This is a genomic window from Gammaproteobacteria bacterium (assembly GCA_029881255.1).
Lineage (GTDB): Bacteria > Pseudomonadota > Gammaproteobacteria > S012-40 > S012-40 > JAOUMY01.
In genome coordinates, this window is the sequence record JAOUMY010000008.1 from 1 (window position 1) to 17925 (window position 17925).

A 17925-nucleotide genomic window follows, 5' to 3' on the forward strand; every position below is an offset into this window, starting at 1 on the left:
CGCCGGGGATGGTGAGGGTAGTGCCGGGTTTGAGGGATTCGCTGTTTTCTATCCCGTTGGCCTCGGCGATGAGGTACCAGTAGGCTGAGCTGCCGAAGTAGGTGGTGGAGATACTCTCCAGGGTGTCGCCCGGATTTATGGTGTGTTGTGACACCGAGCCCGGTTCGCCTTGGCCCATGTCGGTATAGATGTAGTCGGTGCCGGAGTTGGCGATGTCGTGTTTGAATTCGCCGTCGACGACGATGAGGAAGCGGGACACGTTGATGGTTGCACCGGCTTCGATTATGTCTACGGTGTTCGGTCCGCTAATGAAACGAGTTTCTTATTGATATTCTGCTAGTTACGGAAGCATAAATTGTTCTTCAATGTCTTCAATTGCATTATCCCGGTTCAGAGCCAAACCGATAAAACTTGATGAAACTTGATTTTCGAATACGAGACCTTATAATTCCTTTATGCGTAAATTCATCAATGCCGATGCACTCCAACGAGCCCTGGAACAAAAGGGTTGGACTCAAGCCAAGTTAGCCGATGAGGTGGGGGTATCATCGCAATCGGTTACAAACTGGGTTCAAGGCGAAGGCTTCCCACGTCCTGCTGCGCTGTTAAAACTCGCAACCTCATTGCGTCTTAGTTTTGATGAACTGGTCAACACTGAAACTCAATCACTTCCAATCGTTGCTTTTCGAAAAAAGGGTAGTGCCAAAACAACTGACGCACACATCAAGAAAGCGTGCGAAATCGGAATGCTGCTCAAGCCTCTTGTTCCATTCCTGCCTGAGATGCACGCGTTGCGAACATTAATTACGTCTCCTTCCACTGACTACAACAAATTACAACTTGCTGTTTCACAGACTCGTTCTCGATTAGGCATAGGTGATAACGCAGTTCTACATTATGAACAACTCATTGGCGAGTTTTCGGAAAATGGGGCCATTTTAGTTCCGGTGCTCTGGGGTGCCAAAGGCAATCATGAGAATGCCATGCACATTCGTTTGCCCGAAGAGGATGTCACTTTTATCTTTGTTAATCTTGACACTCACGCCGAGGACTTTAAGTTTTGGATGGCGCATGAGCTTGCGCATGTTTTCACACCGGAATTGGCTGGTAAGACCAAAGGTGAAGACTTTGCAGATGCCTTCGCTGGTGCTTTGCTGTTTCCTCAATCCTGTGCTGAATTAGCCTACACTGAACTAAGCCGTAAACGTACGACTAATGCAGAAATTGACATTTTACGTCGCTACGCACATACGCATAGCATCTCCCTAAACACGGTGTTTCAGCAAGTGCGAGAGTTTGCGAAAAATACCGGTTTACCGTTTTTGAAAATAGACGAAACCGCAATACACAAAGTACGAAATAAGTTCTCTGGCCCCTTGGTGAGCGAGGCGCTGTTTGATCCACTACCACCTACACCTAAGCAATATATTGCAAATGCTGAAAACGTCTTTCGTTCAGACTTTTTTTTCGCCCTAAAACAAATGATAGTTAAACGCGGCACAGAGGCCGGCTATCTACAACAAGTGTTAGATCTGTCAATTGGCGATGCAATTGCGATGCGTGAGGATCTACTTAGTTGACGCTTGTTTTGCTCGACACTAATGCATATCTGAGATTGGCAAAACGGATTCGACCCATGCTTGGTGTGAAGTTCGGGCAAAAAGAATACGTGCTTACCATCTTGAAGATCACAGAAGATGAGGTGTATAGGAGCCCTCGCCTAAAACATAATTACCCTTGGTTTAGTAACCCGGAACACGTAGAAGAACGACTCTCAAAACAGGTCAAACTCAAGAAAGATGAAAAGGCAATTATCGAAATTGCAAAAGGAGTCTTTCGACAGCACGTCGTAGAAAACGCGGCCAATTATAAGACGCCTCCCTCCCCTGTAGATTGTTATATACTCGCTTTCGGACAAGTGCGCCCAGCTATTGTCGTCACGGACGACCTCAGTATGCATCAACTGGCCAAGGAGTTCGGACTGGATAAACAGGTATGGCACGGTCATGAACTATTGCACAAAATGCTCAGCGGGAAGTATATCGATAAGCAACTGGTTTCTGATATCTATGATGCACTGGAAAACAATGGCGACTTACCTAAGTCTTGGCGCAATGTAAAGCACACGGCTTTCAAGAAAATATTTGGTCCGCAAAAAGAAACATAGAGGTCGACGGCACTGTACTTTCTCTTTGAGATCGATCGCTTTCTCTGACTCTAGAATTTATTGTGGTCTGTCCAAATCACGACAAATTCTCCACCAAAAACTGCTCCACAAAACTCCGCGATTTCGCCCCGTTAAACCGTCCTATTTCTTCGCCGTTATGGAAAAGCAAAATCGTAGGAAAGCCACGAACCTTGTATTGCCCCGCTATTTTCATATTCAAGCCTTCATCGACTTCAAGCTTTGCAAGATGAATGGGGGTTTGCCATTCATTTACGACTTTTTCCAGTATCGGCGCGATGACGACACACGGCGGACACCAGTCTGCCCACAGGTCGACGAGTATGGGTTGTTGATGAGAGGCCTGGATCACTTCGGTGTCGAAGTTTTCGTAGCTGGTTTCGAAGATACGATTATTCATGTAACGGGGATTTTGTATTTGATAGGGAGTAGCAGTCAAGCCGGGAATCTATTCATCCGACCTGACCGCTATCTGGGGGTAACTATTGCAGTAAAACTAAATGTCTGTGCGATTACGCATCGCCGGGCTCAAACCAGAGTCATCACCTGAATATGGCATGCTGCTCTGCTCGTCTTTGTCGTCCTTGCTAGTCTGATCTTTACTCGGCTTGAGTTTTTCGCCTTTCATCAAAATGGCGACTTGTTCCTTATCAATGGTTTCGTAATCGATCAGCGCATCTGCCATGTTGTGAAGAATTTGAATCTTGTCTTTCAGAATATCCCGTGCGCGGTTGTAATTGCGTTCGATGATGACTTTGATTTCCGAGTCGATCTTTTCCGCAGTAGAACCCGACACGGATTTTTCATTGGCGTTTTGACCAAGATAACCAGCGCCTTGTTCTTCGGTAAAGGCCAAGGGTCCAACCACGCTCGACAAGCCCCACTTGCGCACCATATTGGTTGCGAGTTCGGTCGCGCGTTGAATATCGTTGCTTGCGCCTGTTGTTACCGAGTCTTCGCCAAAAATGATTTCCTCGGCAAGGCGTCCGCCATAGAGACTGGACAACTGGCTTTCCAGACGACGTTTGCTGTAACTGAGTCGGTCTTCTTCGGGTAAATACATGGTTACGCCCAGGGCGCGTCCACGCGGTATGATACTGACTTTGTGTACGGGATCATGCTCTGGTACACACAGGCCGACGATGGCGTGACCGGCTTCGTGATAAGCGGTAATCTTCTTTTCATCGGGACTCATGACCATTGAGCGTCGTTCTGCGCCCATCAGAATTTTGTCTTTTGCCTTTTCGAAGTCGAGCATTTCGATGTAGTCACGACGTGCGCGTGCGGCAAACAAGGCGGCTTCATTAACGATATTGGCGAGATCGGCACCAGAGAATCCCGGTGTACCGCGCGCAATAACCTTGGCGTCGATATCGTCACCGATGGCGACTTTGCGCATATGGACTTTGAGTATCTGTTCGCGACCTTTGACATCAGGAAGAGGCACAGTCACCTGTCTGTCGAAACGACCGGGGCGCAGCAAGGCATTGTCTAGCACGTCAGGACGGTTAGTCGCGGCAACAACCACGATGCCTTCATTACCTTCGAAGCCGTCCATCTCTACCAATAATTGATTCAAGGTCTGTTCACGTTCATCGTTTCCACCGCCATAACCTGCGCCGCGCTTGCGACCCACGGCGTCGATCTCGTCGATGAACACAATACACGGTGCAACTTTCTTGGCTTCGACAAACAAGTCGCGCACGCGTGATGCACCAACACCGACAAACATCTCAACGAAATCAGAACCGGAAATGGAAAAGAACGGCACACCGGCCTCGCCTGCAATCGCTTTCGCGAGGAGTGTTTTACCGGTACCGGGAGAACCAACCATCAACACACCCCTAGGAATCTTTCCACCAACACGTGTGAAGTGGGAGGCGTCTTTTAAAAAGTCTACGATCTCGCCTACTTCTTCCTTGGCCTCTTCAACGCCAGCGACATCGGATAATTTTATGTTGACGGTTCCCGCTTCAAACGATTTTGCGCGGGACTTGCCGAATTTCATTGCGCCACCACCGGCACCACCCTGGGCGCGGCGGGAAAAATAGATGAACACGCCAATGAGGATGATGAACGGTAACCAGGACATTAAGAAGGTGCGCGCAAAACTCGGCTTGTCCATCGGCGCGGCAGTTACTACAACATTGTGATTGAGCAGATCACCCATAATGCCCGGGTCATAGGGCGCGTCGGTCCAAAAGGATTTGCCATCGGCAAAGATTCCGTAGATAGCCCCCTGGTCGATATAGACCTTGGACACTTCGTCGTTATTCACTTTTTGAACGAAGTCAGAATACGGAATGTTAAAACGGGGATCGGCGCTACGACCGGACGAACCTCCGATGACTGCTACCATGACGATTGCACCAACAAGTGCCAACGCTAACCATTTTGCCTGCATGAGAGCCTCCTGTTCCGAGTCTGAGCGCGGATATAACCTGGACCTATCGGTCTATTATCTCTGTCGTGCACGATTCACGCCGTGTTTGCGCCTATGATCTCTTACGATTTGGCATTGGGTGTAATCAGCATTACGTCTATTTGAGGATTGTTTTTAGAAACTTCAAGTGCGCCAGATTTTTACCTCTATTTTGAGTGGTATTCAGTGCTGAAGATATGCTTCCAGACGTTTCATTCCCTCCTCCAGGCGCTCAATCGAGGTGGTATAGGCGAAGCGTACATGGGTATTGGCGAGATGGGTACCAAAATCTATCCCGGGCGTAATGGCGACACCTGCTTGTTCAAGCAACTCGTTACACCATAGAAAACTGTCCTGCGTAAATGCAGAGCAATCACAATAGATATAAAAGGCACCAGTAGGTACAGATTTTATTTTGAATCCCAGTCTTTCGAGAGCAGGCAGCAGGAAATCGCGCCGGTGCTGAAATTCCATACGACGTCTTTCCAGCTCTTCCATTGTTTCGGGGGTAAAACACGCCAGCGCCGCATGTTGCGCTGGTGTCGACGCGGCAAGAAAAATATTTTGTGCGAGCTTGTCGATGGGCTCAATAAACTCTTCTGGCACAACCATCCAGCCAAGTCGCCAGCCGGTCATACCGAAAAATTTGGAAAAACTGTTTATAACAAAAACATTCTCGCCATAATGCAATGCAGTGGGTAAGCGCTCGTCCGTATATTCAAGGCCGTGATATATCTCATCGACGATTAAATAACCATCATGCTGTTTGAGCGTTGCGGCCAATTCGCGTATCGATTCAGCCGACAATACAGTACCCGTCGGATTGGCCGGTGATGCCACCAGTAATCCTCGGGTATGTTGATCGGCATAGCGATGAATGTCCTCAGGCCTTGGTTGAAAATTCTGGTTGGCGTCGACTGGAATATTTATCGCCCTGCCCTCGAACAAACGCACAAAATGACGATTGCAGGGATAGCCGGGGTCGGTGAGCAAAACACTATCCCCTGGATTCACCAAGGTGCCAAACAACAGCTGCAGCGCACCGGATGAACCCGGGGTTACCACGACTCGTCGCGCATCAAATTCAATTTTGTAGTGCTGGCGATAATAGTCGGCTATCGCCTCGCGTAAAGCCATCAGACCCAGGGCGGGCGTGTAATGTGTGTAACCGGATTCCAGTGCACGGATGCCGGCCTGTAACACTTGCGGCGGTGAAGGAAAATCCGGCTCACCGATTTCCATATGCACGATATCACGCCCCTGTGCCTCTAGCTCACGCGCGCGCGCCAACAGTTTCATGACATGAAACGGCTCGATCTCGCGCATGCGCCGGGCGACAGGATCTTGCATCTAGTTATCCAACAATTGGCGTAAAGTATCGACGGTCACATCACCACTATCCAATGTTTCTACGATTAAAGCCGCCTCGCTGAAATCGTCATCCATGGTATAGATACTCGGTGTGATCAAGGTCGTCAGATCGGCAGCCCGTGACGAGCGTATGCCATTGGATGAATCCTCAATCGCGATACAATTCTCCGCCGCCAGTTGCATTTTTTCCAGTGTATAAAAATAAATGTCTGGTGCAGGTTTTTTGGCTGGGACAATGTCGCCCGCCGCGATTAGCTCAAACCATTCAATCGACTCTTTACCCAGCGTTCCAGTCAGCAAATTGGTCACGTTTTCCATGCTAGTCGTTGTAGCAATCGCAAGACGAATATTTTGTGCGCGTGCTTCATTGATGAGTCGTTCCACACCAGGGCGTAGGGAAATTTTCCCCTGCTCGACCAATTGCGCGTAATAGCCGTTCTTGCTCAAGTGCAGCGCCTTGATCATTTCATCAAGGTCGCCGTCGTAATGAAAGTCGTTCAGGTACTGATCAATATAGCGGCGTATCCGTTCTTTGCCACCGGTTACCGCCAACAATTTACCATAGAGTGACTCACTCCACTCCCAGTCGAGTCCTTCGGCGGCAAAAGCCATATTAAATGCTACCCTATGCCCGTCGCGTTCCGTCTCAGCCAGCGTCCCGTCTACATCAAACAATATGGCTTCAAGTTGTGCCATGGTGCAATCAACCTCTTAAATTGAAAGAGGCGCTATTGTACCGGCTTCAATTTATTTTTCATCTTTGCACGCCGTGCCGACTACGTGATTTGCGTTATTGCGGGACCGGGTCTTTTCTGGTAAAAAGGCCTGTCTTTTGATTCAGTGGTGAATAGGAGAATACATATGGCGGCCACCAAAAATGAAGCCAGTGCCAAGGGCAAGGGTTTTTTGGGTTTCGAGCCTTATGAGCCCAAGAAGGGCGAAGAATATATGAGCGACGGCCAGGTCGAGCATTTCAAAGATATTTTGAAGGCCTGGAAACGTGAGCTGATGGAAGAGGTCGACCGCACTGTGCATCACATGCAGGACGAAGCTGCCAACTTTCCGGATCCTAACGATCGCGCTACGCAAGAGTCTGAATTTACTATGGAATTGCGTGCCAGAGATCGCGAGCGCAAGCTCATCAAAAAGATTGAGGAGTCACTCAAACACCTGGAGTCCGGTGACTACGGTTATTGTGACCAGTGTGGTGTGGAAATTGGCATTCGTCGCCTGGAAGCGCGTCCAACGGCTACACTTTGCATCGACTGCAAAACCCTGGATGAAATCAAGGAAAGACATCTGGGTAGCTAGATCATAGGATTGCTCGAAAAAAAAACCGCCTACAAGGCGGTTTTTTTGTATCTACTGCCCTAGCAATAGTTGACTAGGCTTCACGGGTTCTCAGTTGATTGCTTCGTGCAAACCCCAGGATGAACTCAAAAGCTTCTGGATTCTCACTTTGCAGACGTGAATCAATGCAAAGACACTTTTCACCATCAATGACTTTCGGTCGAACCTTGTTTGAATAGTGTAGGCGGTGATCCTTACCAAACTCGGCCATATTCGCGGATAGTCTTTCTATCCAGTCACTCGGCCTTAATTTACTGCCATCCTCTCTAACGCTCTCAATAATCAATTTTTTCGAATGATCGGTCATTCTTGTTCCTTCCCACACGTGTAATTGTGTCACCAAATCTAGACACCGGCCTTTATTTCGGCTGTTACCTGTCTAACTTAAGGTGTTATCAGCAATTATCTTCTAATAATTTTGTTAGTTTGTATGACCTTAGCGCATTCTAGAGGTTGCATGTCGTGCAAAAGTTTACAGAATGTTACGCCAGCGCAGCGCCGTTCCTACTCAATGCAAGATACGGCGCACTCTGCTGACTTATTCTGTGATGTTTGACTGTATCGCCTTCTTCACCGCTTCAAGAGTTGCGTCTACTGATTCGATACGAGAGCCAGCTTGTTTAATCGCTGTATCGGGATCTTTGAGACCGTGGCCTGTCAGTGTACACACAACCTTGCTACCTTCAGGGATTTTGCCCGATTTGATATCGCGTATGGCACCTGCGAGTGAGGTTGCCGATGCGGGTTCGCAGAATATGCCTTCTCTGCGCGCCAATAAAGCCTGCGCAGCGAGAATCTCCTCATCAGAACACTCATCAAACCAGCCCTTTGACTCCTTCTGAGCTGCCCAGGCCTTGTCCCATGATTGAGGGTGACCAATGCGTATCGCCGTAGCCACGGTTTCGGGATTATCTACCATCTCGCCACGGAGGAATGGTGCTGCACCTGAAGCCTGATAACCCACCATTACAGGTCGGTTATTGACGATGCCGTGTTCAAAATATTCGGTATAGCCCATCCAATGCGCGGTGATATTGCCGGCATTGCCCACAGGGAGACAGTGATAGTCAGGCGCACACTCAAGCTCCTCGACGATTTCGAAGGCCGCGGTTTTTTGTCCTTGTAGACGATATGGGTTAATGGAATTGACGATGGTCACAGGGACTTCGTTACCCACTTGCTTTACCAGCTTCATGCCGTCGTCAAAGTTTCCTTTGATCTGGATAACCACCGCGCCATGCAACATGGCCTGCGCGAGCTTACCCATGGCGATCTTGCCATCGGGAATCAGTACGAATGCGGTAATACCCGCGCGCGCCGCATACGCTGCAGCAGCGGCAGAGGTGTTACCGGTCGAGGCGCAGATAATGGCTTTGCTACCCTCTTCCACCGCCTTGGTCACCGCCATCGTCATACCACGATCTTTGAACGACCCGGTTGGGTTCAGACCTTCGTATTTGATATAGATGTCGACGTCCTTACCCAGCTCACGCGGAATATTGTTGAGTCGAATAAGGGGGGTGTTTCCCTCGCCCAGGCTGATGATACGTGTGTCGTCATGGATAGGCAGACGATCGCGGTATTTTTCGATCAGACCTGTATAGCGTTGTCTAAATGGCACGGTGTTTCTCCTGTTACTCTTTATTCAAATATTCCACACGGATGCGAGTGACCTCGCCCTTGATTGATGGAAGTTGTTCAATCGCGGCTATCGCGGCACTCATAGCCTTTTCACGAATACGGTGGGTCAGCATGATTATCGTTGCTTCCGCACCTTTATTTGCAGGTTCTTTCTGTATGAGTGCTTCGATACTGATTTGTTGCTCGGCCAATATCGCGGTGATCTTAGCCAATACTCCCGGCTTATCTTCCGTCTGCATACGCAGATAGTACGCTGTCTCTATCGCCTCAATGGGAAGTATACCGATGTCGGTAATGGCATTCGGTTGGAAGGCAAGATGCGGTACCCGATTCTCAGGGTCAGCCGTCAAGGCACGTACGACATCCACCAAATCGCCGACCACTGCGGAGGCTGTAGGTTCTGCCCCTGCGCCGGCGCCGTAATACATGGTTGCGCCAACCGCATCGCCTTTAACAAGTACGGCATTCATCACACCATCGACATTGGCAATCAAACGTCGCTCTGGAATCAGTGTCGGATGGACACGCATCTCGATACCTTCGTCGGTACGACGCGCAAATCCCAAATGCTTAATGCGATAACCGAGCTGCTCGGCGTATTCCACGTCATCGCGTGTAATTTTGGTAATGCCTTCGGTATAGGTTTTTTCAAACTGTAGCGGAATACCGAAAGCAATAGAACCGAGTATGGTCAATTTGTGCGCAGCGTCGATACCTTCCACATCGAAGGTCGGATCGGCTTCCGCATAACCAAGTCGTTGCGCTTCAGATAAAACGTCAGCGAAATCTCGTCCTTTGTCGCGCATCTCAGTAAGAATAAAATTACCCGTGCCGTTAATGATACCGGCCAGCCACTCGATACGATTGCCCGCCAGACCTTCACGAATGGCTTTGATGATGGGTATACCACCAGCAACGGCCGCTTCAAACGCTACCATCACCCCTTTATTCTGGGCAGCGGAAAATATTTCGTTTCCGTATTTGGCAATCAAGGCCTTGTTCGCAGTAACGACATGCTTGCCGTTATTGATCGCTGTCATGACTAAATCGCGCGCAAGTGTGTCGCCACCAATGAGTTCAACCACGATATCAATATCGGGATTGTTGACGACCTGCTTGGCTTCAGTTGTTAACTCGATGTCAGAAGTGTCGCAGCTACGGGTGCGGCTGATATCTCTCGCCGCCGCTTGAATGACCTGAATCTCGCGTCCTGCGCGTCTGGCGATCTCTTCACGATTGCGTTGCAACACGCTAATCGTTCCACTACCTACTGTACCTAGTCCTAGTACGCCAACTTTTACCGGATTCACTATCTTCTTCCCCTTTTATATTCAGTTTGCGCCAGCAACGCCATCTTCACGGAACATCTCTCGTATTCCACGTATGGCCTGACGGGTACGGTGGGAGTTTTCAATCAATGCGAAACGCACGTACTCGTCACCGTAATCTCCAAATCCTATTCCTGGTGCAACAGCGACTTTGGCGTCTTTGATGAGTTTCTTAGCAAACTCCAAAGACCCCATGCTGCGGTAATGCTCTGGGATACGTGCCCAGACAAACATCGTCGCTTTGGGTTTTTCAACTTCCCAACCAATATTGTTCAAACCTTCACACAAAGTATTGCGACGCTGTAAATACATATCGCAAATTTCCTGTACGCACTCCTGCGGCCCTTCCAAAGCCGTAATCGCGGCAATTTGAATTGGTGTAAACATGCCGTAATCGAGATACGACTTCATCCGCGCAAGCGCGCCGACCAAAATCGGGTTACCGCACATGAAACCAACACGCCAGCCCGGCATGTTGTAACTTTTAGATAGGGTAAAAAACTCTACCGCGATATCTCTTGCCCCTGGAACCTGAAGTATGGACGGCGCTTTATAGCCATCGAACACGATGTCGGCATAGGCCAGATCATGAATGACCCAGATATTGTGCTCACGGGCGATAGCCACGACTTTCTCGAAGAACTCCAGTTCTACGCATTGCGCAGTCGGATTACCCGGGAAATTCAGTATCAGCATCTTAGGCCGGGGCCAGGTGTCTTTGATCGCTTTTTCCAGCTCAGCAAAGAAATCAATATCCGGCATAAGCGGCACGTGTCGAATATCAGCACCGGCTATAACAAAGCCATATGGATGGATTGGATACGTTGGATTAGGCACCAGAACGGCGTCGCCCTGTCCCAAGGTTGCCAACGCCAGGTGCGCCAGGCCCTCTTTGGAACCGATGGTGACGATGGCCTCGGAATCAGGGTCCAGGTCCACGTCGTAGCGTTCTTTATACCAATTACATATCGCTCGGCGCAGTCGTGGAATACCCCGCGATAGTGAATATCGGTGGGTATCCTTGCGTTGTGCCGCTTCGACCAATTTGTCGACGATATGTTTCGGCGTTGCCTGATCGGGATTTCCCATCCCGAAATCGATAATATCTTCTCCACGGGCGCGGGCAGCAGCCTTCAGTTCGTTGACGATGTTGAACACATAGGGCGGCAAGCGCTTAATACGTTGAAAATCTGAGAACAATTTCGTTCACCCGCAATAAGTTATGGTCACTGGGCCAGGAAAACCCGCAACAATACTAATGCAGCACAGACCTGTCAATGAGGATTTTCCACGACATTCCGGGCATAATAGCCACCTTTGCAAGCTATTGATGACTAACCCGGTTTTGACATGCAAATTGATGAAAGCTTTATCCCAAATGCCAATATAATTCGCTCCTACCAGAATCGTGAGCTCGTGGTCGCCCTGCCAGGGGGAAAGCCGGTTACGCGAGCCAATGGGCAACAAGTCCATATCCGCGATACCCGAACCTTTAAGACGAGTATTGTGGTCACGCCTCAAACCATCGTGAGCGATTTACTTCCAGATTCCATACTGACATTGGCTGCCGAACATATAGATGCCTTATGCCAGCATCGCCCAGAGCTGGTCGTCGTCGGGACAGGGGCACAGATATTTTTTCCTGAACAGTCTCTAACGAAACAGCTATGGGAATCAGGAATAGGTGTGGAATTTATGGATACTGCGGCAGCATGCCGCACCTATAATTTTCTCATATCCGATCAGCGCAATGTGATCGCTGCGCTATTCATTGGCTGAATTCAATTCAGACAAATTACCAACAGGGAAAGTTTAGCGGAAAACCGCCTCGGCGGAGAACCCTTCCTTCTCCATGATCTCCTTGAGTTTGCACAAAGCCTCAACCTGGATTTGTCGAACTCGTTCGCGTGTCACGCCGATTTGTATTCCAACCTCTTCCAGCGTAGACATTTGACTACCATTTAAACCAAATCGCCCTTCAACGACTCGTCGTTGCTTATCATTGAGCTGACTTAGCCACAATCCAAGGTGTCGATTGAGATCTTCATCTTGTAAAACATTGGCAGGGTCGCTGTTGTTTTCGTCTGGAATAGCGTCAAGAATGACACGATCAGAGTCTTTGCCAATCGGTGAATCGACTGAGCTAACACTTTCCTGCAAGCCAAGTATGCGTTTGACATCCTCGACTGGCCTTTCCATTTGTTTGGCGATTTCCTCATGGGTAGGCTCGCGATCCAGGGCCTGAGTAAAATGTCGTGAAGCTCTCAGATAAGCATTCAGTTCTTTCACGACATGTATGGGTAAACGAATGGTGCGCGTTTGATTCATTAACGCACGCTCAATAGTCTGACGTATCCACCATGTGGCATAGGTTGAAAAACGAAATCCGCGTTCAGGATCAAATTTCTCAACCGCGTGTATCAGACCAAGATTGCCTTCTTCGATTAAATCCAGGAAAGCGAGACCGCGATTCATATAACGTCTTGCGATTTTTACCACTAATCGCAAATTACATTCGATCATTTTCTTACGCGCCGCTTCCTCGCCTTTTTGCGCACGGCGTGCATAGTAAACTTCTTCTTCTGCGGTAAGTAATGGTGAGTATCCGATTTCGTTCAGATACAGGCGCGTGGCATCAAGTTGACCATCGGAAAGGCGACTGGCGTAGGTTTTCGTTTCGGAAGTATCAACTTCTTCCTCAACCTCTATCTCATCCGACTCATCTTCGATCACTATGTCGTCGTCGATGGAGATATCAAGATCTTCATCTCGGCTCATTGTGACTCCCTCCAAAGTTTACGGATTGTTATTTTCCGTCAAGTAGTGCAATGGATTGACCGGTTTGCCGTTTTTTCTTATTTCAAAATGCAGCAAAATACGTTCCGTTCCCGTATCTCCCATTTTGGCTATTATCTGCCCTTGTTGTACTGTCTCGCCTTCTTTGACAAGGAGTTTTTGATTATGGGCGTAAGCACTAAGATAGGTCTTATTATGTTTGATGATGACCAGGTTGCCAAGCCCAATTATCCCACTTCCACTATAAACTACTTTTCCATTCGCCGAAGCGAAAATATCCTGGCCTAACTCACCAGCGATATCGATACCTTTTTTACCCAGTTCATTAACTGAAAAGCGCTTAATCAGTTGCCCGTTAGTTGGCCATATCCAGTTTATTCCAGATTCTTCCCGGACATCACTTGGGCTTTGTGCGGTATTTTCCGGTGTATTTTCAATCGTACCGCTTGTTGAAGGACGTTGTTGCGTGTTGTCTTCTTTTTTTGTTAGACGTTTTTTTAAGCGTGCGATGTCATTTGGTCCTGGTGGTGGCTCCGCAGGACGCTCTTCCTGTAACGGCGGTACCACTCGTATCCATTGCCCTTCATGTATTACATAAGGTGATTCAATGTCATTCCATTCCGCCAACATGCGAAAATCGACATTATATTTCCATCCAATGGAGTATAAAGTTTCACCCGGTCTAACCTGGTGATGGACAAATGAACCACAAGAGACCAAGAACGATAGACACAGTGTCTTAAATACGACTGAAAAGCGTTTTCGCCAGAACCGATTCATCCGTTTTGCAAACGTTTACATGTCCTTATCGAAATATCAAAGCGATTGCCAGCAACATCACCAGCAACCATCCCAAATATTCGATATATTTTCTCAACGCCTGTTCCATCTTTGGCCCACCCCATTTAATAACACCAGCGACGATAAAAAATCGCGCGCCGCGTCCAACGAATGATGCAAGCAAAAATGGTACGATCGCCATTCCGGTCACACCTGCCGCGATTGTGAAAAGTTTGTAGGGTATGGGAGAAAAACCCGCGATAAACACCACCCATATCCCCCATTCCGCAAAAAGTCTTTGTGCGGCTTGAAAGCTTTCCCAATAACCGAACTGGTGTATATAAGGCTCAACAAGTCCAAAGCCCATCATTCCGATGGCGTATCCAAACAGACCACCTGCGGTGGACGTTACTGTTGTCAGCATCGCATAGCGCCAGGCCTTGCTATTATCTGCAAGACACATAGGTGCCAACATAACGTCAGGTGGCACTGGAAAAAAGGATGACTCGGCGAAGCTCAGTCCACCAAGATACCAACTTGCGTGCTTATGATGGGCCCAGCGTAGCGCCATATCATAGAGACGGGAAAACAATGCCACTAGACCCGGCCGCCTAACATAGGAACAAACTGGACATTCTCAAGTATGGATTGTTCGTATCCATCCTGTGTTTTTACAACCATGCGTAACACCTGCTTTCCAGATTCACCTGATGGAATCAACATGCGTCCACCTACGGCGAGTTGATGCAAAAGTGTATCCGGAATATCCCGCGGTGCGGCAGTCACGATAATAGCATCGAATGGCGCCTGTTCCGTCCACCCCATATTGCCATCATCATACTTGTAATGAATGTTGTGTAGATGCAATTCCCGCAACACTTTGCGCGCGCGGATTTGCAGACCATGAATACGCTCTACAGTGTAAACTGTTTCAACTAACTGCGCCAAAACCGCAGTTTGATAACCAGAACCGGTGCCTATCTCCAGCACCTTTGTTGGCTTAAGTCCCGATATCAAGGCTTCGGTCATACGCGCCACGGTAAACGGTTGAGAAATGGTCTGACCGAATCCAATCGGCAAGGCGGTATCCTCATACGCGCGGCTAGCCAAGGCTTCATCCACGAAGAGATGGCGCGGCGTAGTACGCATAACATCTAGTACCCGCTCATCCATGATGCCCTGCTCTCGGAGCCGGGCAACGAGACGTTCACGCGTCCTTTGCGACGTCATACCAATACCGTTTACTCGCGTATTCATTTCACCTCAATTTCCTGGATCCAACTATCCAGTTCTTTTATTAATTCGTGGCGGGTAAGATCGATTTTAATCGGCGTTATAGAAGCATAACCGTTTTCCACAGCATGAAAATCAGTACCCGGCCCCGCATCTTGTTTTGGACCCGCCGGTCCAATCCAATAGATTGGCATACCGCGAGGATCTTCCGCTTTGATGACCGGCTCAGACTTGTGGCGATTACCCAGACGTGTGGCTTTAATCCCTTTGAGTTGTGAAAGTGGCAGGTCAGGGACGTTGATATTCAGTATCGTTTCTGGTGGCAAAGGATGATCAATCAATCGACGAATCACTTGATTGACCACCGCCGAAGCAGTCTCGAAATGTCCATGCACCGCGTCAACGAGAGAAACAGCCAGTGCTGGATAACCAAAAAATCGCCCTTCAATCGCTGCGGCCACGGTCCCGGAATAAATAACATCATCTCCCAGGTTCGCGCCATGATTGATACCTGAAACCACCATATCTGGTTCCTCGGATAGTAATCCTGTCACGGCTAAATGAACACAATCAGTAGGGGTACCATCCACCTTGAGCACATTTTCCTCTACCGGGATCGCGCGTATTGGGTTTAATAGGGTTAGAGAGCTACTCGCCGCGCTGCGGTTACGGTCAGGCGCAACGACTGTGACCTGCCCAAATACCGATAGCGCGGTTTTCAAATGCCTGATCCCTGGAGCCAGATAACCGTCATCGTTACTAAGAAGTATGTGCATGATAATTGGCCTGAAGTCGTATCGGGCAAGTATATCGCGAAAGCTGTTTCACCGGTATCGTGTTGTCACGACGGTTTTTTTTGCCTTCTCGCGGAAATAAACCTTATACTTCTATGCCAGATTACCGACCCAAGAGACAATGCGTAAAAAAAAGCAAAAAGGGGTTAACCCGGAAGAGGACAGGTCGATATTTCTGGAGGCGATGAAAGATGTCAGGCGTCTTGAAACCACCAATAAAGTGGTACACTCAGTCCGCCGCAAACGACGCCAACCAATTCCTGAAGATAGTGGCGAATTTGACGTAGCGCTTCCTATGCCAGAAATGGAGGAGTCCGTCGGTCTCGAAGATTCCTTGTTTTTTCATCGAGGCGGTTTACAGCAGACTCTGCTGCGTAAACTGAAGCGCGGCCAGATCGCGGCGGAAGAAGTCATCGACTTACATGGCATGAGAAAAAGCGACGCGGGAAGAATGCTCCAAGCGTTCATTCTTCATTGCCAACAACAAGGTCTACGCTGTGTTCGAGTTATTCACGGCAAAGGCTATCGCTCTGAACAGGGAACCGGTGTATTGAAAGGTGCTGTTAAATTCTGGTTACAGGAACACAAGGCTGTACTCGCCTTTGCAAGTACACCCTCCACTCAGGGCGGTACCGGGGCAGTAAACATACTTTTAAAAAAGATTATTGAATCATAGGCGATGTATGCCAAGAAGACTGATTAGACGCTACTTACCCACGCCAGACAAACTACGACAAGCCAAAGGATTAGGTATCTTTGGCGATATTCTTTTCGAACCTAACATGTGGCACCTTAATCGCAAAAGTTTCAGCGGCGCCTTCGCGCTGGGAATGTTTTCGGCTTTTATTCCCGTTCCCTTTCAAATGCTCATCTCTGCGGCCGGGGCCTTAATATTCAAAGTCAATCTACCGCTTTCAGTGGCGTTGGTCTGGATTACCAATCCGATAACAATGCCGCCGATATTCTATTTCTGTTATCTTGTCGGTGCTTACGCGCTGGATACCCCTGTTCAGGCTATCGATTTCGAACTGACATATGAATGGCTCAAAACAGAATTGTTGCGCATCTGGGAACCCTTTCTACTCGGTTGTTTCATTATGGGAGTAATCAGTTCAATAAGCTCCTATTTCGGTGCACGATTGTTCTGGCGTTACATCGTGGTAAAAAGCTGGGCAAATCGGAAACAGCGTCGTCTCGCCGCACAAAATGGCAATAAAGAATAACTTTGCTGTTCTTCTGTGGGTATCGTTCTGCCTGCTGGTTACGGCATGCGACACTAAACCTAAACCGAATCTTTATCTTACAGATAATTCCTTGCTACATACTCCCTCTATAGGCGAGAGCATGGATTTTTCTCTTTTAGATAGTTCATCCAGTGTCTTTGAAGGCGCAAAAAATATTCAGGTAAAAGACGGCCGAATACGATGGCTGGCGGATGACACCATAGAAAACATTCCCGTCGAAGTCACGGACATCGGTTATATCAATGAAGCATGGGATGTTTCGATTCCCGGCATTCCAAGCAACCGGCTGTTATACCAGAACGAGGCTGGCGAATTGGTATTGTTAGCGATACGTAGTCACAGTAAGACTTACTGGGTACGCAACGATAACACAGGTGAATATGGTGCGACTTGGTTATCGCTCGCTGCCATCCATCCCGATAGCGATATTCTCGGCGACAATCTCAGTCTCATGAGTTGTCAAACAACACAATGCAGCGTGTCTGGAAATATTTTCTGGTCAACAACCTATGACTCCGTGGAAACGGCAGAGACTCCGTACGCCAATATCGAATCCCACCGTTTCACTCAGCGCCTGGAAATCAACATCAACAATGAGAACGAAAGTTCTTTCTTCAGTGTCTCAGAAAACTTGTGGGTCTATCCTCCCCTGGGCATCGTGCAACGTTATATGCTGGGGACGTTCAGCAATGAATCGACAAGTATGCGCATAGATGTATTAGTGATGCTGAGAACGACGAATATTAAGCTTGAAGAAACGCCAGTTACCGAATAGTTTTGT

At 48.5% G+C, this 17925-nt stretch carries 21 protein-coding genes; 7 read left to right on the forward strand and 14 right to left on the reverse strand.

All coding sequences use genetic code 11. The annotated features are described in order from the left end of the window. Positions 1 to 259: LysM peptidoglycan-binding domain-containing protein (locus tag OEZ43_14560; protein ID MDH5546811.1), on the reverse strand; the 259-nt coding region annotated here is incomplete at its 3' end. A 196-nt stretch (positions 260 to 455) separates the two neighbouring features. On the opposite strand from OEZ43_14560, the gene OEZ43_14565 reads away from it, so the two are divergent. Then, on the forward strand, positions 456 to 1580 hold the full coding sequence (locus tag OEZ43_14565) for an XRE family transcriptional regulator (protein ID MDH5546812.1): 1125 nt from the start codon (positions 456 to 458) through the stop codon (positions 1578 to 1580). A 56-nt stretch (positions 1581 to 1636) separates the two neighbouring features. Then, positions 1637 to 2167, forward strand: a complete 531-nt coding sequence (locus OEZ43_14570) for a hypothetical protein (protein ID MDH5546813.1) — start codon at positions 1637 to 1639, stop codon at positions 2165 to 2167. Positions 2168 to 2243: 76 nt separating this feature from the next. On the opposite strand, the gene OEZ43_14575 is transcribed toward OEZ43_14570, so the two are convergent. The 4 genes from OEZ43_14575 to OEZ43_14590 all read right to left on the reverse strand — a co-directional run bounded on the left by OEZ43_14575 (position 2244) and on the right by OEZ43_14590 (position 6674). Beyond that, positions 2244 to 2585: a thioredoxin domain-containing protein gene (locus OEZ43_14575; GenBank protein ID MDH5546814.1), complete on the reverse strand. Its 342-nt coding sequence runs from the start codon at positions 2583 to 2585 to the stop codon at positions 2244 to 2246. 96 nt (positions 2586 to 2681) lie between these two features. After that, positions 2682 to 4589, reverse strand: a complete 1908-nt coding sequence (ftsH, locus tag OEZ43_14580) for an ATP-dependent zinc metalloprotease FtsH (protein MDH5546815.1) — start codon at positions 4587 to 4589, stop codon at positions 2682 to 2684. Between the two features lie 201 nt (positions 4590 to 4790). Continuing rightward, on the reverse strand, positions 4791 to 5957 hold the full coding sequence (locus tag OEZ43_14585; protein ID MDH5546816.1) for a pyridoxal phosphate-dependent aminotransferase: 1167 nt from the start codon (positions 5955 to 5957) through the stop codon (positions 4791 to 4793). Further along, positions 5958 to 6674, reverse strand: coding sequence for an HAD family hydrolase (locus tag OEZ43_14590; protein ID MDH5546817.1), 717 nt, complete (start codon positions 6672 to 6674; stop codon positions 5958 to 5960). It abuts the gene before it with no gap. Between the two features lie 165 nt (positions 6675 to 6839). On the opposite strand from OEZ43_14590, the gene dksA reads away from it, so the two are divergent. Further along, positions 6840 to 7289 (forward strand): RNA polymerase-binding protein DksA, encoded by a 450-nt coding sequence (dksA, locus tag OEZ43_14595; protein ID MDH5546818.1) that lies wholly within the window; start codon positions 6840 to 6842, stop codon positions 7287 to 7289. Positions 7290 to 7362: 73 nt separating this feature from the next. Here dksA and OEZ43_14600 read toward each other — a convergent pair whose 3' ends face one another. The 4 genes from OEZ43_14600 to alaC all read right to left on the reverse strand — a co-directional run bounded on the left by OEZ43_14600 (position 7363) and on the right by alaC (position 11497). Further along, positions 7363 to 7635, reverse strand: a complete 273-nt coding sequence (locus OEZ43_14600; GenBank protein MDH5546819.1) for a DUF3579 domain-containing protein — start codon at positions 7633 to 7635, stop codon at positions 7363 to 7365. 231 nt (positions 7636 to 7866) lie between these two features. Then, positions 7867 to 8949 carry a threonine synthase gene (thrC, locus tag OEZ43_14605; protein ID MDH5546820.1) on the reverse strand — a complete coding sequence of 361 codons (1083 nt, stop codon included), beginning with the start codon at positions 8947 to 8949 and terminating at the stop codon, positions 7867 to 7869. Between the two features lie 13 nt (positions 8950 to 8962). Continuing rightward, positions 8963 to 10279, reverse strand: a complete 1317-nt coding sequence (locus OEZ43_14610) for a homoserine dehydrogenase (protein MDH5546821.1) — start codon at positions 10277 to 10279, stop codon at positions 8963 to 8965. A gap of 21 nt (positions 10280 to 10300) precedes the next feature. Further along, positions 10301 to 11497, reverse strand: a complete 1197-nt coding sequence (gene alaC, locus OEZ43_14615) for an alanine transaminase (protein MDH5546822.1) — start codon at positions 11495 to 11497, stop codon at positions 10301 to 10303. A gap of 150 nt (positions 11498 to 11647) precedes the next feature. Between alaC and OEZ43_14620 the strand changes: the two genes are divergently transcribed. Then, positions 11648 to 12076 carry an MTH938/NDUFAF3 family protein gene (locus tag OEZ43_14620; GenBank protein ID MDH5546823.1) on the forward strand — a complete coding sequence of 143 codons (429 nt, stop codon included), beginning with the start codon at positions 11648 to 11650 and terminating at the stop codon, positions 12074 to 12076. A gap of 33 nt (positions 12077 to 12109) precedes the next feature. Here the strand turns inward: OEZ43_14620 and rpoS are convergent, their stop codons facing one another. The 5 genes from rpoS to surE are packed head-to-tail and all read right to left on the reverse strand — an operon-like array spanning position 12110 to position 15882. Then, positions 12110 to 13075, reverse strand: a complete 966-nt coding sequence (gene rpoS / locus OEZ43_14625) for an RNA polymerase sigma factor RpoS (protein MDH5546824.1) — start codon at positions 13073 to 13075, stop codon at positions 12110 to 12112. 18 nt (positions 13076 to 13093) lie between these two features. Next, positions 13094 to 13873, reverse strand: a complete 780-nt coding sequence (locus OEZ43_14630; protein MDH5546825.1) for a peptidoglycan DD-metalloendopeptidase family protein — start codon at positions 13871 to 13873, stop codon at positions 13094 to 13096. A gap of 25 nt (positions 13874 to 13898) precedes the next feature. Further along, positions 13899 to 14471 (reverse strand): DedA family protein, encoded by a 573-nt coding sequence (locus OEZ43_14635; GenBank protein MDH5546826.1) that lies wholly within the window; start codon positions 14469 to 14471, stop codon positions 13899 to 13901. Further along, a complete protein-coding gene (locus OEZ43_14640) occupies positions 14471 to 15130 on the reverse strand; it encodes a protein-L-isoaspartate(D-aspartate) O-methyltransferase (protein ID MDH5546827.1) in 660 nt (219 codons plus the stop codon). The genes OEZ43_14635 and OEZ43_14640 overlap by 1 nt, the downstream gene beginning before the upstream one ends. Next, on the reverse strand, positions 15127 to 15882 hold the full coding sequence (surE, locus tag OEZ43_14645; protein ID MDH5546828.1) for a 5'/3'-nucleotidase SurE: 756 nt from the start codon (positions 15880 to 15882) through the stop codon (positions 15127 to 15129). The genes OEZ43_14640 and surE overlap by 4 nt, the downstream gene beginning before the upstream one ends. A 139-nt stretch (positions 15883 to 16021) precedes the next feature. On the opposite strand from surE, the gene OEZ43_14650 reads away from it, so the two are divergent. The 3 genes from OEZ43_14650 to OEZ43_14660 all read left to right on the forward strand — a co-directional run bounded on the left by OEZ43_14650 (position 16022) and on the right by OEZ43_14660 (position 17919). Then, the gene (locus tag OEZ43_14650) at positions 16022 to 16576 is read left to right on the forward strand and encodes a Smr/MutS family protein (GenBank protein ID MDH5546829.1); all 555 of its coding nucleotides are present in this window, start codon (positions 16022 to 16024) and stop codon (positions 16574 to 16576) included. 7 nt (positions 16577 to 16583) lie between these two features. Further along, positions 16584 to 17123 carry a DUF2062 domain-containing protein gene (locus OEZ43_14655; protein ID MDH5546830.1) on the forward strand — a complete coding sequence of 180 codons (540 nt, stop codon included), beginning with the start codon at positions 16584 to 16586 and terminating at the stop codon, positions 17121 to 17123. Positions 17124 to 17244: 121 nt separating this feature from the next. Then, the gene (locus tag OEZ43_14660; GenBank protein ID MDH5546831.1) at positions 17245 to 17919 is read left to right on the forward strand and encodes a hypothetical protein; all 675 of its coding nucleotides are present in this window, start codon (positions 17245 to 17247) and stop codon (positions 17917 to 17919) included. Positions 17920 to 17925: the final 6 nt, after the last annotated feature.

Excerpts from the sequence above, each read along its gene's own strand:
- OEZ43_14620 (MDH5546823.1), top strand. The coding sequence starts at position 11,648 with ATGCAAATTGATGAAAGCTTTATCCCAAATGCCAATATAATTCGCTCC.
- OEZ43_14565 (MDH5546812.1), top strand. The coding sequence starts at position 456 with ATGCGTAAATTCATCAATGCCGATGCACTCCAACGAGCCCTGGAACAA.
- OEZ43_14600 (MDH5546819.1), bottom strand. The coding sequence starts at position 7,635 with ATGACCGATCATTCGAAAAAATTGATTATTGAGAGCGTTAGAGAGGAT.
- OEZ43_14585 (MDH5546816.1), bottom strand. The coding sequence starts at position 5,957 with ATGCAAGATCCTGTCGCCCGGCGCATGCGCGAGATCGAGCCGTTTCAT.
- OEZ43_14630 (MDH5546825.1), bottom strand. The coding sequence starts at position 13,873 with ATGAATCGGTTCTGGCGAAAACGCTTTTCAGTCGTATTTAAGACACTG.
- OEZ43_14660 (MDH5546831.1), top strand. The coding sequence starts at position 17,245 with ATGGATTTTTCTCTTTTAGATAGTTCATCCAGTGTCTTTGAAGGCGCA.
- OEZ43_14640 (MDH5546827.1), bottom strand. The coding sequence starts at position 15,130 with ATGAATACGCGAGTAAACGGTATTGGTATGACGTCGCAAAGGACGCGT.
- surE (MDH5546828.1), bottom strand. The coding sequence starts at position 15,882 with ATGCACATACTTCTTAGTAACGATGACGGTTATCTGGCTCCAGGGATC.
- rpoS (MDH5546824.1), bottom strand. The coding sequence starts at position 13,075 with ATGAGCCGAGATGAAGATCTTGATATCTCCATCGACGACGACATAGTG.
- OEZ43_14655 (MDH5546830.1), top strand. The coding sequence starts at position 16,584 with ATGCCAAGAAGACTGATTAGACGCTACTTACCCACGCCAGACAAACTA.
- OEZ43_14570 (MDH5546813.1), top strand. The coding sequence starts at position 1,637 with ATGCTTGGTGTGAAGTTCGGGCAAAAAGAATACGTGCTTACCATCTTG.
- OEZ43_14650 (MDH5546829.1), top strand. The coding sequence starts at position 16,022 with ATGCGTAAAAAAAAGCAAAAAGGGGTTAACCCGGAAGAGGACAGGTCG.
- OEZ43_14575 (MDH5546814.1), bottom strand. The coding sequence starts at position 2,585 with ATGAATAATCGTATCTTCGAAACCAGCTACGAAAACTTCGACACCGAA.
- ftsH (MDH5546815.1), bottom strand. The coding sequence starts at position 4,589 with ATGCAGGCAAAATGGTTAGCGTTGGCACTTGTTGGTGCAATCGTCATG.
- dksA (MDH5546818.1), top strand. The coding sequence starts at position 6,840 with ATGGCGGCCACCAAAAATGAAGCCAGTGCCAAGGGCAAGGGTTTTTTG.
- OEZ43_14590 (MDH5546817.1), bottom strand. The coding sequence starts at position 6,674 with ATGGCACAACTTGAAGCCATATTGTTTGATGTAGACGGGACGCTGGCT.